A 14,668-nucleotide genomic window follows, 5' to 3' on the forward strand; every position below is an offset into this window, starting at 1 on the left:
GGCGCAAGCCGGGCGGGCCGACGCATCCGACCATATGATGAACGTCGATCATTTATACGGCACATCCACACTCCTCGTCAAGTCCGTGCGACAACGATTACTTCCCTCTTGCGCCCAAGAGCACGAGAGGACATGATGAACTACGTTTATCATTCTCTGCCACGGCCCGTCAGGCGCTGCGGCGCCGCTCACAAGGAGGTTGAGAGATGACCCGGTTCTCCTGGGGAGGCCCCCCGCAGGGCTCTTCTTCGACTATGGGGACGACCGCCCGGTCCGTGTCAGCAGCTCACCGCTCCCCCAGTCCGACCAGGGGCCCGCGCCCCGGGCGATGGTCGAGATCCTCGCCGTCGGGGAGGGGCGGGCGCTGACGAGCACCCGGTCGGACCGGGGGGCGCTCTCGGAGCGGCTCCGCTTCGTCTCCAGGGGGGAGCGGGACTCCCGGGGCGTCCGCACTCTGGAGATCGTCCAGCGAGACCCCCTGTCGGGTGCACTCGTGACCACGACATTCACCCGCCATGGAGACCTCGACGCCTGGCGCGTCAGCACCGGGATCCGGAATGAGGGAGGCGCGCCCATCGTCCTGCAGATGCTGTCCTCCGTGGCCCTCAGCGGCCTGACCGGCTTTCTCGGCCCCGCACGCACGACCGAGATCTGGACCGCACGCAGCGAGTGGTGCGGGGAGAGCCGCTGGGCCGCGGCGCCGCTCCAGGGCGCCGGCGCGCTCGCCGACGCCCACCCCCGCGCGCACGGCCAGGCCCACCGGGGCGCGTACTCCTTGCAGGGAAGCTCGACGTGGTCCTCCGGGGACCACGTCCCGGTCGCGGCGCTGGTCAACACGGACACGGGTCACGCCGTCGTGTGGCAGATGGAGGTCAACGGCCCCTGGCGCTGGGAGATCGACCCGCAGCTCGAACGGCCCGACTGGTTCACCCTGGTGCTCCAGGGTCCGGACGACCTTCACCACTCCTGGCTGAAGGCGCTCGCACCGGGCCAGGGCTTCGAGAGCGTCCCGGTCTCGCTCGCGTTCAGCGACGACGGGCTCGACGCCGCCGTCGGCGAGCTCACGCACCACCGGCGGGCCTCGCGCATCCCGGTGGCGGCCGACTCCGGCCGCCCGCTCATCTTCAACGACTACATGAACACGCTCATGGGCGACCCGACGGCGGACAGGCTCCTGCCGCTCATCGACGCGGCGGCCGAGGCCGGAGCGCAGTACTTCTGCATCGACGCCGGCTGGTACGACGACAGGGGCCACTGGTGGGACAGCGTCGGCGAGTGGCGCCCGTCGACCACGCGCTTCGGCGACGGGGGGCTGGCCGGCGTCCTGGAGCACATCCGCGGCCGCGGCCTCACGCCCGGCCTCTGGATCGAGCCCGAGGTGGTCGGCGTGAGGTCCCCGCTCGCACGGACCCTCCCCGAGGACGCGTTCATGCACCGGGCCGGAGCGCGCATTATCGAGCACGGACGCCACCTCCTCGACCTCCGCTCCGCGAGCGCGCGGGACTATCTCACGCAGACCTTCGACCGGCTGATCAACGGCTACGGCGTGTGCTACATCAAGTGGGACTACAACGTGACCCCGGGGACCGGGCCGGACACGGGGGCGAGCAGCACCGGCGAAGCGCTGCTGGACCACGCCCGCGCCCACCTGGCGTGGTTCGAGCAGCTGCGCCGGGCCCACCCGCGGGTGATCTTCGAGTCCTGCGCCTCCGGAGCCCAGCGCATGGACCAGGCGGTCCTCTCCCGCTACGACCTCCAGTCGACCAGCGACCAGCGGGACTACCGGCTCTACCCGACGATCGCCGCCTCCGCCCCCATGGCCATGGCTCCCGAGCAGGCCGGGAACTGGTCCTACCCGCAGCCCGGCATGACCCTGGAGCAGATCGCCTTCACCATGGTGACGGGCCTGTCGGGCCGGCTCTACCTGTCCGGCCACCTCGATCGGCTCAGCGGCGAGCAGATGGCCCTCGTACGCGAGGGGACGAGCCTGTACCCCGGCCTCATGGCGCACCAGTCGGCCTCGGTCCCGCTGTGGCCCCTCGGGCTGCCTGCCTGGGACGCCCCCGTCGTCGTCCTCGCCACCGAGTCCGACACCGAGACCGTGCTGTACGTCTGGAAGCGGAGCCCGGCCCTCGCGGGTACGACGATCCCCCTGCGCGGGCACGTCGACGAGGACCTCGAGGCCCGGGTGGCCTACCCGACGTCGTTGGAGCCCTGGCGCGTCACGTGGCTGCCGCGGGCGGGGTGCCTCGACATCGACTTCGAGCCCGCCGGGGAGAGCGCGCGAGTCATCCGCCTGCGCAGGTGACTCGGCGCCCGGGGGCGGATCGCCTACTAGGCTCCTCTGTCTCTTACTGTACGGGCGTAAGGAGCGTAGTAAGCAGCGCCCGGCTCACGGTCTTCTCCGGTGTTGCACATGGGAGGGCGGGGCCTCTGCGGGGCGGGAACCGGTTTCCCGCAGGATCATGCGTTTTCCCATCGGTCGTCATGTTCGACCGGCAGGCTCCCATGTGCGCTGAGGGGGGTCTGCGCACATGGGAGCCGGGTCCTGGTCGCCACCGAAAACACTCTTCCGCATGATTCCGGGGTTTCTGCCGACGCGGAGCGCGCGCGAATGTGCAACATCACCGCCCCGGGCTCAGACGCCGATGCGGGCGCCCTCCCGGCGGAAGACCGGGATGTACTCGTACGGCGCCTCGGCCCGGATCCGCTCCCCGCCGTCAAAGGTCTGCTCCGAGTGGATCTCCGTCCACCGGACGCCCACCGGCAGGTAGACCTCGCGGCTGGTGACGCCCGGCTCGGTCACCGGCGCGATGAGCAGGTCCGGCCCCAGCAGGAACTCGTCGTCGACCTCCCAGGCGGCGGGGTCGTCGGGGAACTGCAGGAAGAGCGCGCGCATGGCCGGGACCCCCTTCTCGGAGGCCTGCCTCATGACCTCGCCGATGTAGGGGCGCAGGCGCTCGCGCAGCTCCATGTGGGCCCGGGAGATCTCCAGGCAGCGCTCCCCGTAGCTCCACACCTCGTTGGGGCCGCCGCTCACGGGCGAGCCGAGCTCGCCACGGGGCTCGCGGTGCCCGTGGAGCCTGAACAGCGGGCAGAACGCGCCGAAGGCGAACCAGCGCGCGTACAGCTCCCGGTACGCCTCGTCCGTCGGGTCGCCGCCGTGGAAGCCGCCGATGTCGGTGGTCCACCAGGGGATGCCGGAGATCCCGATGCTCATGCCCGCGCGCACCTGCCGGGCCAGGGAGTCCCAGGTCGGCGGGATGTCCCCGGACCACACGGCGGCCCCGTACTTGGCCTGCCCCGCCCACGCCGAGCGGCACAGCAGCACGGTGTCGGGGGCGCCGGCGTCTCGGCTGCCCTCCCAGAAGGTCCGGGCGTTGTCGCGAGGGTAGACATTCGCCACGGCCGCGCCCGGCCCGGCGTGGAAGGACAGGTTCTTCGGGTGCCCGGGGTTGAGCTCCGGCTCGCAGGCGTCCAGCCACCACACCCGCACCCCCAGGTCGAAGTAGTTGCGCTTGACGGTCTCCCAGATGAATGCGCGGGCGCGGGGATTGGTCGGGTCGTAGAAGGCGACCGGCAGGGAGCGCGGCATCTTCTTGTCGTGGATGTCCTGGTGGAGCTCCACGCCCTGGTCGGCGCCCACCAGGAGGCCCCGCCGGACCATCTCGTCGTAGTTCTCCGACAGGGGCGAGATGGTCGGCCAGACGGAGACCATGAGCCTGACACCGAGCTCGTCGAGCTCGCGCACCATCGCCTCGGGGTCCGGGTACTCCTCGGGGTCGAACCGGTAGTCGCCCATGGCGGTCCAGTGGAAGAAGTCGGTGACGATCACCGACAGGGGCAGCCCCCGACGGCGGTACTCCCGGGCGACGTCGAGCAGCTCAGCCTGGCTCAGGTACCGCAGCTTGCACTGCCAGAACCCCGTGGCCCACTCGGGAAGCACCGGAGAGTGACCTACCGCGTCGGCGTAGCGCTCCATGATGTCGGCCGGCGTCGGCCCGGCCGTCACCCAGTAGTCGAGTCCGGGCGCGGCGTCAGCGACCCAGCGTGTGGCGTTCTCGGCGAGCTCCACGCGTCCGACCGCCGGGCTGTTCCACAGGAAGCCGTAGCCGCGGCTGGACAGGTAGAAGGGGATCATCACCTCGGCGTTGCGCTGGACGAGGTCGAGCACGACCCCCTTGTGGTTCAGGCGCCCGTGCGTGTGCTGTCCCAGCCCGAAGATCCTCTCCCCGGGGTAGGCGCGGAACCGCTGGTGGATCTCGTACAGGCCCGAGCGCTGCCCGTAGAAGACGTGCGAGCCCGGCCACCAGAAGTGCTCCCGCTCCTCGGCCAGGAGCTCGCGGCCGTCGCCGGTGCGCAGGAAGCGGAGCATGACCGCCGGCTTGCCGTCCCCGGCGTCCAGGCGGGCCTCGACGGTGAGGTTGCCGACGACGAGGTGGACGGCCTGACCGTCCTGTTCGTCCCGGCTCGCGGGCGGGCAGTCGCGCGGCCCGGGAGGGGTCTCCAGAGCACCGGCGTCCGCGGACGGGATGGCGTGCTGCGCGCAGCGCACCCGCACCGAGTCGCGACCCCACTGCTCGACGCGCATCACCTCGTGCGCGTACCGGACCTCGAATCCGTGATCAATAGTGACGTATTCCAGCATATGAATTCCTTTATCCGATGAATAGGACGAGCGTGCGTCTCAGGACTTCACGGCGCCGCCGGTCGCTCCCGCGGCGACGTACTTCTGGGCCACCACCAGCAGGATCGCGGCGGGCAGGGACGCCATGGTCGCCGTCGCCATGACGGAGCCCCAGTCGGCCACGAATCCCCCGATGTACTGGTAGATGCCCAGGCTCACCGGCCTAGCGGCCGAGCTCGAGTCCAGGGTGAGCGCGAACAGGAAGTCGCTCCAGGCGAACAGGAAGCTGAAGAGCGAGGCGGTGACGAGCGCGTTCCGGCTCAGCGGCAGGACGATGGAGAAGAAGACGCGCAGGCGGCCCGCGCCGTCCACCCTGGCCGCCTCCAGGATGGAGACCGGGATGGCCGACATGAAGGCGCGGATAATGAGAATGGAGAAGGGGACCCCTAGGGCGGAGTCGGCCAGGATCAGCCCGGGAACGGTATTGAGGATCCCGAGGGTGTTGTAGGCGCTGTACAGCGCGTTGGCAATGATGATCCCGGGAATCATCTGGCTCAGCAGCAGGATGAACAGGATGGCCCCGGAGCGCCGCACCCGGTGAAGGGACAGGGCGTAGGCGGCCGGCGTGGCCACGCACAGGCACACCGCCACGGCCCCCAGGGAGACCACCAGGCTCGTGGCGAGGTTCCCGCCCTGGCCGGCAATGGCCTGCCGGTACCCGTCCAGGCCGGGACTCATGGGAAGGATCTGCAGGTCGGCGGTGGACACGCCCGGCTGGAGGGAGGCGTTGACCATCCAGTACACGGGGAAGAGCATGATCGTCAGGAACACCAGCCCCAGGACCGTGTTCACGACGGCGCGGCGGGAGCGGCGGGGGCGCGGGGCCGTCATGATTCCTCCCCGGAGCGGCTGAGCCTGAGGTAGACGACGGCGAAGGCCACCGACACGAGCACCAGGACGTTTCCGAGCGCCGCCCCCTGACCGAACTCGAAGTTGGTGAAGGACAGTTTGTAGGACTGCGTCGCCAGGGTCTGGGTGGCGTTCGACGGCCCGCCGCCGGTGAGCCCCAGAATGATGTCGAGGACCTTGAGGGTGTAGACCACCCCGAGGACCAGCACCACCGAGACGACGGGCCTGAGCATCGGCCAGGTCACGTACCGGAAAGCCTTCCATCCCACGGCCCCGTCCAGGGAAGCGGCCTCGTAGAGCTCATCGGGGATGTCCTGGAGCCCGCTGTACAGAATAGTCATGTTGAAGGGAATGCCGAGCCAGATATTGACGATGATGACCGCGACCAGCGCCACGCTCGTGCTGGTCAGCCACGGCACGGCGGGAAGGCTCAGGGCGTGGAGGAGCTGGTTGACGACGCCGCTGTCCTTGTCCAGCATCCACTTCCAGATGGCGCTGGAGACGATCATCGGCAGCAGCCAGGGCAGCAGAATGAGTGAGCGCATCACGCCGTTAAGGGGGAAGCGCCGCTTGAAGAAGACGGCGAGCGCCAGCCCGATGGTGAACTGGCCGGCGATCGAGCCCACGGTGAACAGGAAGGTGTTGAGCATTGCCGTGGAGAACACCGAGGAGGTCAGCACCGAGGCGTAGTTGCTGAGGCCCACCCACGGGGCCTCACCGGTGTAGAAGGTGGAGGTGGTGTACTCCTGGAAGCTCATTGTCACGTTCTTGACAACGGGGTACCCGAAGAACAGCGCCATGAAGGTCAGGGCCGGCAGGAGGAAGGCCCACTTGCCGAGCTCCTCCCGGCGCCGCACCGACTTGCGCGCCGCCGACCTCCCCGCCGCGGGCGTGTGCTCCTCTCTCGGGCCGCGCTGGGCGGGCCCCGCCAGGTCTGCGGCCGCCGTCATGACAGGTAGTCCGTCTTGGCCGTCTCAAGGGCGGCCTGGGCGGAGGCCTTGCCGGTCAGGGCTGACTGGATGGCGTTGTAGAGGGCCTCGGCGGTCTTGGGCCAGGCCTCCCCCAGCTGCGCGGTGCGGGCCCGGCCGTTGTTGACCGACTCGACCAGCGAGGCCATCTGCGGGAGCTCCTTGAGGTAGTCCTCATCGACCTGGGAGCTGGTGGGGATCGTGTACCGCTCCGTGTTGAGGCTCAGCTGCCGGGAGGCGGAGAGCAGCTCGGACAGGAGCTCGGCCGCCTTGGCCTGGCGGTCCTTGCTGCCGGTCTGGGGAACCGTCCACACCTCGCCCCCCAGAGGGGCGACCAGGGTGCCGCCGGCCTTGGGCACCGGGATCTCGGCAACGGCCCAGCTGATGTCGGACTTGTCGAAGGTGATGGTCTGCCACGGCCCGTTGATGACCATGGCGGCCTTGCCGGAGGTGAACTGCTCCCCGACATCGCCCTGGCCCCAGTTCAGCACGCCGGAGGAGGCCGATCCCTCCTTGACCAGGTCGACCCACAGCTGCAGGGCCCCGGCGGCGGCGGCCGAGGCGATGTCGGTCTCCTCCGCGCCGTTGGACCAGAAGAAGGGCAGGAACTGCCAGGAGCCCTCGTAGGAGGCGGCGGCGCAGAACGCAATGCCGTAGGTGTCGCCGCTGGTGAGGGTCTTCGCAGCGGCCCTGAGCTCGTCCCACGTGGTGGGGACGGACACTCCGGCGGCGGAGAGCTTGTCCTTGTTGTAGTACAGGCCGATGGTGTTCGCGCACGGCCCCATGCCGTAGAGCCTGTCCTGGTAGGTGCCGGCGCTGACGAAGCCCTGGTTGAACCCCTCTGCGCCGATCCCGAAGTCCGCCAGCGGGGCCAGCGCCCCGGTCGCGGCGATCTGCTGGAGGTCCGGGTTGTCGAGCATGAGCAGGTCGGGCAGGGTCTTGGAGGAGCTCATCTGGAGGACCTTCTGGATCAGGCCGGTACCGTTAACGCTCTCGCGCTCGACGGTGACGCCCACCTTGGAGGCGCACTCCTCGAGGACCCTCTGGAAGATACCGTTGTCGGGTTCGTCCGCGTAGTAGTCGAGGATCTTAATGGTTGAGGAGTCCCCTGACCCACCGCTCTTGCCGCACGCGGCCAGCGGCAGCGCCGCTGCCACGAGCGCCGCGCCCTGCAGGATGCGGCGGCGGTTGATCATGAGCCTGTGCTGGATCGTGGACATGTCAGCTCCATTCCTCCGCCGGCAGCGATCAGACCGAGCGATACGTATGCGCACACGTATGCGATCGGCGCTCATGCCTTGGGCGGTGACGTGACGGGATCTCGGGCGCACGCCTCGTCGCTGCGCCTCGGGGCCCGAATGTATCGTGATAAACCTAATGGCGCAAGGCGCGGCCCTGAGCGCGGGCCTGCCCGTCAACACACCTGGAGGTCGCCCACCATGCCTTCCTCGCCCACCAGCCGCGATGTCGCACACGCCGCCGGCGTCTCGCAGTCCACGGTCTCCTACGTACTCAGCGGTAAAAGATTTGTTGCACCGGAGACAAGAAAGCGGGTCCGCGAGGCGATGGCCGCACTCGGGTATCGTCCGCACGCGAGCGCGCGCGCCCTGAAGAGCAGCCGCAGCAGGATCCTCGGACTCATCGCGCCCTACCACGAGCACACCGATGCTCCCGGGCAGTACCGCTACATCGTCTCGCTCGCGGCCGCGTGCCGGCGCCACGGCTACGAGCTGCTGGTCATCAGCAGCGAGGAGGGCGTGGAGGGCATGCACCGACTGACCGAGTCCGCGCTGTGCGACGGCATCCTCGTCATGGACGTCCGCGACCGCGACCTCCGGGTCGAAGCCGCGCGCAAGTCGCAGATCCCGTCGGTGTTCATCGGCTTCAGCCACGACGCGAACGACGTTATCGCCACCGACACCGACTTCGAGGCCATAGGCTCCGGCTGCGCCCAGAGACTTCACGACGCCGGTCACCGACGGGCCCTGGTCATCAACCCGGCCTCCGAGCACGTCAGGCCCATGGGCTTCATCCACCGCTTCGCCCGGGCGCTCAACGAGCGCGCCTCCGCGCTGGGGCTGACGCTTCAGCCCGTGGAGGTCGCCCGCGACTTCAGCTCGATGCAGGCGGCGCTGACCGCCCACCTCGCCGGCGACAGCCCCGCGGACGCCTTCATCGCCGCGCCCGCCACCTCGATAGACGACGCCATCAATGTGCTCGCGGCCAGCGGCCTCGTCCCAGGGGCCGACGTCTCGATCATCGGGGCCGGGGGCTCGGGCGACTCGCCGCACACCAGCGTGGACTACACCCACTACGACCCCGACGTCTCCAGGGTCGCCGAGACCGCCGTCGGACTGCTCGTCGACCAGCTCGACGGCCTGCTCCCGCTCTCCGGCAGGGAGCCCGAGCGCATCGCCCCGATCTTCCACCCGGGCGCATCCATGAAGAGCCCCGCGCGGTGAGCCCTGCGGGCGGGCGCTCGGGCCCGCCCCCTGGGACGGGCCCGAGGCGGGCGCTCAGTCGAGCCGGAGCTCGACGGTCTCGGCGCCCGCGGACGCCTCGACGCGCCGGCCGTCCGCCTCCAGGGCCCAGGGGCCCCGGGCGCCGCCGGCCGAGGCCGTGAGCGCTCCGCCGCGGCGGACCACCCGGAAGGCGACGGACGCGCAGCCGTCGTGCGCGGGCACCACGACCTCGCGCTCCTCGCCGTCGGCCAGGGCGAAGCAGCGCAGCGTCACCCCGTCGGCCCAGTCGGCCTCGGGCCGGTCGAGCCGGGAGGAGACCGGCAGGACGCTGCCGGGCCGCACGTAGAGCGGAAGCGTGCCGACGCCGTGGCGCTCGTGCACCCACCGGGGCCCGACAACTCTCGTCCCGTCCCACCAGGAGGTCCAGGTGCCCTCGGGCAGGTAGACATCCGCCTCGCCGCCGGCATCCATGACGGGCGCCACGAGGAGGGCGTCGCCGAGCATGTACTGGGTGTCGACGTCCCAGGCCCCGCGGTCGCCCGGGAACTCCAGGAGCATGGAGCGCATGACCGGGGTGCCGTCGTCGTGGGCCTCGCCCGCCAGGCGGTACAGGTAGGGCATGAGGGACAGGCGCAGGGCGATGAAGCGGCGGGCAACCTCGACGGCCTCCTCGTCGAAGGCCCAGGGCACGCGCACCGAGCCCGACCCGTGGAGGCGGGCGTGCGAGGACAGCAGCCCGAAGGCCAGCCACCGCTTGAAGACCGCCGGGTCCGGGGTGCCCTCGAAGCCGCCGATGTCGTGACTCCAGTAGCCGAAGCCGCAGGAGCCCAGCGACAGCCCGCCGCGCAGGGTCTCGGCCATGGAGGCGTAGGTGGACTCGCTGTCCCCGCCCCAGTGCACCGGGTACTGCTGGCCGCCGGCGGTGGCGGAGCGGGCGAAGAGGACGGCCCGCCCCTCGCCGCGCCTGCGGCGGAGCAGCTCGAAGACGGTGCGGTTGTACAGGTGCGTGTAGTAGTTGTGCATCTTCTCCGGGTCGGAGCCGTCGTGCCAGGCGATGCCCCGCACGGGGATCCGCTCCCCGAAGTCGGTCTTGAAGCAGTCCACGCCCATGTCGACCAGCGCCTCCAGCTTGGAGCTGTACCAGGCGGCGGCCTCGGGGTTGGTGAAGTCGACCAGCGCCATGCCGGCCTGCCACAGGTCGGTCTGCCACACCCCGCCGCCGTCGGTCCGCACGAGGTAGCCGCCGGCGAGCCCCTCGTCGAAGAGGGCCGAGCGCTGGGCGATGTACGGGTTGACCCACACGCACACGCGCAGGCCCCTGGCCCTGAGGCGGGCGAGCATGCCGGCGGGGTCGGGGAAGGTGTCCGGGTCCCACACGAAGTCGCACCAGTGGAGGGCGCGCATCCAGAAGCAGTCGAAGTGGAAGACGCTCAGCGGCAGGCCGCGCTCGGCCATGCCGTCCACGAAGGAGGCGACGGTGGACTCGTCGTAGTCGGTGGTGAAGGAGGTCGTCAGCCACAGGCCGAAGGACCAGGTGGGGAGCATGGGCGGGCGGCCGGTCAGGGTCGTGTAGCGGCGCAGCACGTCCTTGGGCGCGGGCCCGTCGATGACGTAGTAGGCCAGGCGCTCGCCCTCGACGGAGAACTGGGTGCGGGCGACGGCCTCGGAGCCGACCTCGAAGGAGACGCCGCCGGGGTGATCGACGAGGACGCCGTAGCCGGCGCTGGTGAGGTAGAAGGGCACGTTCTTGTAGGCCTGCTCGGAGGCGGTGCCGCCGTCCTCGTTCCAGATCTCGACGCTCTGCCCGTTCCTGGTCAGCGGGCCGAAGCGCTCCCCCAGGCCGTAGACGCGCTCGCCCGGGCGCAGGGACAGCTGCTCGCGCATGTAGGCGGTGCCGTCGGGGCCGGTGACGTGGGCGACGGCGCGCGGCGGGCTGGCGGTCAGGCGCCGCCCGTCGGAGCTGAACTCGGCGGTCCACTCCGCCCCCTCGTGCACGGTGACGGCCAGGGAGCCTGCTCGCAGGGTGACGGCCCGGCCGGCCCGGCCGGCCTCGCCGGTCTCGCCGGTCTCGCCGGTCTCTATGGTCTCGACGACGCCGGTGAAGCCGGCCTCGCCGGCGACCTCGAAGCGGGGGCCGCGGTCGGGGGCGCCGCGGTGGTGGACGAGCTCGACCCTGATGACGCCGTCGGCGACGGCCCTGAACGAGGCGCTCAGGAGGCCGACATTGAGGGTGTCCCCACGGGTGGCGACGGGGCGGACGGGGGCGTGGGCGACGACGGCGCCGTCGTCCTCGACGGCGAGGTCGCGCAGGCCGCGCGCCTTGCGGACCGCGTATCCGGCGCGGTCCATCCAGTAGCCGTTGGTGAACTTCATGGCGGGCTCCTTGGCAGGGGTGGTCGGCGGGCAGGCGTCCCGGCGTCCTACTTCACGGCTCCGGCGGTGACGCCCCGGGTGAGGGTCCGCTGGAAGAACAGGAAGAAGAGGAAGGTCGGGACGAGGGAGACCAGGGCGCCGGCGTTGAGGGTGGGCACGTCGAGCATGCGGTCCCCCTGGAGGCTCGACAGCGCGATGGGCACCGTCTGGTGGTTGTTGCTGGTGAGCATGACCAGCGGGATGAAGAACTCGTTCCAGGTCCAGATGAAGAAGAAGATCATGAGGACGGACAGGGTGGGGCGCACGATCGGGTAGACGACCTTCCACAGGATCTGCCAGCGGCCGGCGCCGTCGAGCTCGGCGGCCTCCAGAAGGGCGCGCGGGAAGGTGCCGAGCACGGAGGACAGCAGGTAGGTGCCGAAGGCCGACTGGATGACCGTGAAGATGATGACGATCGACCAGGGGCTGTCCGCCAGCCCGGACCTCTGGGCCATGGTGAACAGGGGGTAGATGAGGGCCTCCTGCGGAAGCATGTTGGCGATCATGAACACGGCAATGACCCAGGCGCGCCCGCGCACCCTCCCGACGCCGATGGCGTAGGCGTTCAGCAGGGACAGGAGGGCCCCGGCCACGGCCACCACGGCGGAGGTCCACACGGAGTTCCACAGCTTGACCGGGAAGTTGACACGGTTCCAGAAGTAGACCAGGCCCTCGGTGTAGAGCTCCCGGGGCCAGGACAGCGGGCTGCCGGCGGAGTAGTCCTCGGGGGACTTGAAGGCGTTCATGACCATGAGGAGGAAGGGAGCGATCATGAGCAGGGCGGCGGCGCCGACGAGGGCGAGCACGATCCAGCGGGCGGCGCCGCGGTGGAAGCGGTCGCCCTCAGGCCGCCCGGCGGTCCGGGCGGGCGGCGCGGAGGCGGGGGCGTCGGCGGCCGCAGGGGCGGGCGCAGCGGGCATGGTTGACATGGTCAGCGTCCTTCCTCGTCGCGTCGGGCCGAGCGGTTCTGGAGGACCTGGATGATCCCGGCGACGGCGATAATGACAACGGTCAGGACGGTGGAGATCGCGGCTCCGTAGCCGACCTTCGACTTGTCGAAGAAGTTGAGGTAGGAGTAGTAGCTCGGCACGAGCGTGGAGCTCTCGGGGCCGCCCCGGGTGAGCACGTAGATGGGGGCGAAGACCTTGAGGGCGGCGATGGTGCAGGTGAGCACGATGACGAATGTCTCGGGCTTGATCTGGGGGACGGTGATGGCGCGGAAGCGGGTGAACCAGCCTGCGCCGTCGAGCTCGGCGGCCTCGTAGAGCTCGGGGTCCACGCGCTGGAGGGCGGACATGAAGATGACCGTCGGGTAGCCGATCTGGATCCAGATCAGGACGAGCATGACCGAGGGCAGGGCGGTGGAGGTCGAGCCGAGCCAGTTGGGCGGGTCGGCGAGGCCCGCGCCCCGCAGGATGACGTTGACGGCGCCGGTCTGGGAGTTGAGGATCCAGTTCCACACGATGCCGGCCACGGACACGGGCAGGATCTGGGGCAGGTAGTACATGGCCCGCAGGGCGGAGGCGGTGCGCGTGCCGATGTGCTTGCCGACGTAGTCGAAGAGGACGGCCGCCAGGAGGAGGCCGATGAGGGTCGGGACGGCGACCATGGCGACGATCATGGACAGCGAGTTGCGGAAGGAGGCCCAGAAGCTCGCGTCGCCCATGAGCTCGGCGTAGTTCCCTGCCCCGATGAATCGCATCGGCGCCATCCCGCCCTTCCACTTGTGCAGGGAGTACCAGATGTTGAGCGCCAGCGGCACGAGGATGATGACGGTGAAGGAGACGAGGCCGGGAAGCAGGTAGGGCAGGTAGGCCGGGCTGCGACGGCTCCCGCGCCTCGGCGGGGCCGGCGGGGGTGCTGGGGTGGCGGATGCGGTCATAATGAGCTCTTTTCGCTAAGGGGCCGACGGCGGTGCCGGGGCCCGCCGCCGTCGGGGCGGGAGGGCCCGGCGGTGCGCGGGCACCGGCGTCGGCGGATCAGTGGTCGACGCCGAGCTCGGCCCTGCCCGCCTCGTAGGCGGTCTTGAGGTCGGCCAGGACCTGGTCGCCGGTCTTGGAGCCGTTGATGAGGGACTGCATGGCGGAGGTGATCTGGTCGTAGAAGCCCGCGACCGGCCAGTCGGGGTAGAAGGCGAGCCCGTCCTCGGCGTTGATCGCGGCGAAGTTCTCCGTCATGGTGCGCGTCTTGGCGTCCTCGATGGCCGCGGGGTCGCCGCTCACGGGCAGGCCGCCCTTCTGGCCGAGGACCCCCTGGACCTCCTGCGACATGGTGATGTCGATGAAGTCGTAGGCGAGATCCTTGTTCCTGGCGTTGGCGGGCACGACCCACAGGTTGCCGGAGGAGCCGAGGTGGAGGCCGGCGCCCGGGAACAGGAACTGGTCCCAGCCGGCGCTCATGTCGGCCACCAGGCGGCCGAACCACCACGACCCCGAGACGAGCATCGGGTAGGAGCCGGCGATGAAGGCGGCGCCCGCGTCCTCGGCGGTGAGCCCGGCCGAGTCCGGGGCGACGTAGCCCCTCCTGATCCACTCCACGAGCGTGTCGGTGCCCGTCTTGACCGGGCCCGCGCTCCAGTCGACGTCGCCCTTGAAGAGCTGGTAGGCGTCCACGAAGGAGCGGTCGGCGTGAGCGAGGATGAGCTGGTACCACAGCTGCCCCATGGGGTACTCCGAGCCGGCCTCGGCCAGCGGGACCTGCCCGGCGGCGACGAAGGCGTCGCACACGGACTCGAACTCGGCCAGGGTCGTCGGCACGCTCAGGCCCCGGGCGGCGAACATGTCCTTGTTGTAGTAGACGAAGACGTACTCGCCGTAGTTGGGGACGCCGTACCAGTCGCCGTCGCCCATGAGGCCGTCCTCGGTGTAGCGGGCGGTGGTCTGGAGGGAGGCGGTGAGCGCCTTGTCCCAGCCGCGCCTGGAGGCCTCCTCGGTCAGGGGCTCGAGAAGGCCCTGGGAGGCGAGCTGGCCCGAGGTGGAGTTGCCCTTGTTGTACTCCATAATGTCCGGCACGTCGTCGCCTGTGAGGACGATCTTGGCGTTCTTCTGGAGCTGCTCGAAGGTCTGCGCCTCGTTCTTGACGGTGACCTCGGGGTGCTTCTCCTTGAAGATCTCGATGGCGCGGGCCCAGGCCTGGCCCATGGCCGAGTCGTCGGCCTCGTAGTCCCAGATGGTGAAGGTGTCCGAGCCCTTGCCGGAGGAGCCGCAGCCGGCGAGCCCGAGACCGAGCAGGCCCGAGGCGGTGCCGGCGGCGAGGAGGGCGTTGAAGTCCCTGCGATTGATCATGGTGGT

10 protein-coding genes are annotated in these 14,668 nt (G+C 70.1%); 2 read left to right on the forward strand and 8 right to left on the reverse strand.

Features of this window, described 5'->3' with window-relative positions:
• The first annotated feature begins 199 nt into the window (after positions 1-199).
• Positions 200-2,308 carry an alpha-galactosidase gene (locus tag O145_RS01960; RefSeq protein ID WP_052374508.1) on the forward strand — a complete coding sequence of 703 codons (2,109 nt, stop codon included), beginning with the start codon at positions 200-202 and terminating at the stop codon, positions 2,306-2,308.
• 330 nt (positions 2,309-2,638) lie between these two features.
• Here O145_RS01960 and O145_RS01965 read toward each other — a convergent pair whose 3' ends face one another.
• Genes O145_RS01965 through O145_RS01980 form a run of 4 tightly spaced genes read right to left on the reverse strand, consistent with a single transcriptional unit; the run spans position 2,639 to position 7,724 of the window.
• Positions 2,639-4,648, reverse strand: coding sequence for a glycoside hydrolase family 31 protein (locus O145_RS01965; protein WP_043558860.1), 2,010 nt, complete (start codon positions 4,646-4,648; stop codon positions 2,639-2,641).
• Positions 4,649-4,687: 39 nt separating this feature from the next.
• Positions 4,688-5,518, reverse strand: coding sequence for a carbohydrate ABC transporter permease (locus O145_RS01970; RefSeq protein ID WP_043558864.1), 831 nt, complete (start codon positions 5,516-5,518; stop codon positions 4,688-4,690).
• Positions 5,515-6,486, reverse strand: coding sequence for a carbohydrate ABC transporter permease (locus O145_RS01975; RefSeq protein ID WP_043558867.1), 972 nt, complete (start codon positions 6,484-6,486; stop codon positions 5,515-5,517). Before O145_RS01975 ends, O145_RS01970 begins: the two co-directional genes overlap by 4 nt.
• Positions 6,483-7,724 carry a sugar ABC transporter substrate-binding protein gene (locus O145_RS01980; RefSeq protein ID WP_052374512.1) on the reverse strand — a complete coding sequence of 414 codons (1,242 nt, stop codon included), beginning with the start codon at positions 7,722-7,724 and terminating at the stop codon, positions 6,483-6,485. The genes O145_RS01975 and O145_RS01980 overlap by 4 nt, the downstream gene beginning before the upstream one ends.
• Positions 7,725-7,943: 219 nt before the next feature.
• On the opposite strand from O145_RS01980, the gene O145_RS01985 reads away from it, so the two are divergent.
• Complete coding sequence (locus tag O145_RS01985) at positions 7,944-8,966, forward strand: LacI family DNA-binding transcriptional regulator (RefSeq protein ID WP_043558869.1); 1,023 nt, start codon at positions 7,944-7,946, stop codon at positions 8,964-8,966.
• Positions 8,967-9,020: 54 nt separating this feature from the next.
• On the opposite strand, the gene yicI is transcribed toward O145_RS01985, so the two are convergent.
• From yicI to O145_RS02005, 4 genes are all read right to left on the reverse strand, one after another.
• The gene (gene yicI, locus O145_RS01990; RefSeq protein WP_043558870.1) at positions 9,021-11,339 is read right to left on the reverse strand and encodes an alpha-xylosidase; all 2,319 of its coding nucleotides are present in this window, start codon (positions 11,337-11,339) and stop codon (positions 9,021-9,023) included.
• A 47-nt stretch (positions 11,340-11,386) separates the two neighbouring features.
• On the reverse strand, positions 11,387-12,307 hold the full coding sequence (locus O145_RS01995) for a carbohydrate ABC transporter permease (RefSeq protein ID WP_229118291.1): 921 nt from the start codon (positions 12,305-12,307) through the stop codon (positions 11,387-11,389).
• A 2-nt stretch (positions 12,308-12,309) separates the two neighbouring features.
• A complete protein-coding gene (locus O145_RS02000; RefSeq protein WP_084682301.1) occupies positions 12,310-13,260 on the reverse strand; it encodes a carbohydrate ABC transporter permease in 951 nt (316 codons plus the stop codon).
• Between the two features lie 97 nt (positions 13,261-13,357).
• Entirely contained in the window at positions 13,358-14,662 is a 1,305-nt protein-coding gene (locus tag O145_RS02005; protein WP_043559055.1) for an ABC transporter substrate-binding protein, read from the reverse strand.
• Positions 14,663-14,668: the final 6 nt, after the last annotated feature.

Source organism: Actinomyces israelii DSM 43320, assembly GCF_000711965.1.
Classification (GTDB): domain Bacteria; phylum Actinomycetota; class Actinomycetes; order Actinomycetales; family Actinomycetaceae; genus Actinomyces; species Actinomyces israelii.

Bases quoted from the DNA above. Each gene is read 5' to 3' on its own strand.
- O145_RS01975 (WP_043558867.1), bottom strand. From the start codon at position 6,486: ATGACGGCGGCCGCAGACCTGGCGGGGCCCGCCCAGCGCGGCCCGAGA.
- O145_RS01980 (WP_052374512.1), bottom strand. From the start codon at position 7,724: ATGTCCACGATCCAGCACAGGCTCATGATCAACCGCCGCCGCATCCTG.
- O145_RS02005 (WP_043559055.1), bottom strand. From the start codon at position 14,662: ATGATCAATCGCAGGGACTTCAACGCCCTCCTCGCCGCCGGCACCGCC.
- yicI (WP_043558870.1), bottom strand. From the start codon at position 11,339: ATGAAGTTCACCAACGGCTACTGGATGGACCGCGCCGGATACGCGGTC.
- O145_RS02000 (WP_084682301.1), bottom strand. From the start codon at position 13,260: ATGACCGCATCCGCCACCCCAGCACCCCCGCCGGCCCCGCCGAGGCGC.
- O145_RS01985 (WP_043558869.1), top strand. From the start codon at position 7,944: ATGCCTTCCTCGCCCACCAGCCGCGATGTCGCACACGCCGCCGGCGTC.
- O145_RS01965 (WP_043558860.1), bottom strand. From the start codon at position 4,648: ATGCTGGAATACGTCACTATTGATCACGGATTCGAGGTCCGGTACGCG.
- O145_RS01970 (WP_043558864.1), bottom strand. From the start codon at position 5,518: ATGACGGCCCCGCGCCCCCGCCGCTCCCGCCGCGCCGTCGTGAACACG.
- O145_RS01995 (WP_229118291.1), bottom strand. From the start codon at position 12,307: ATGTCAACCATGCCCGCTGCGCCCGCCCCTGCGGCCGCCGACGCCCCC.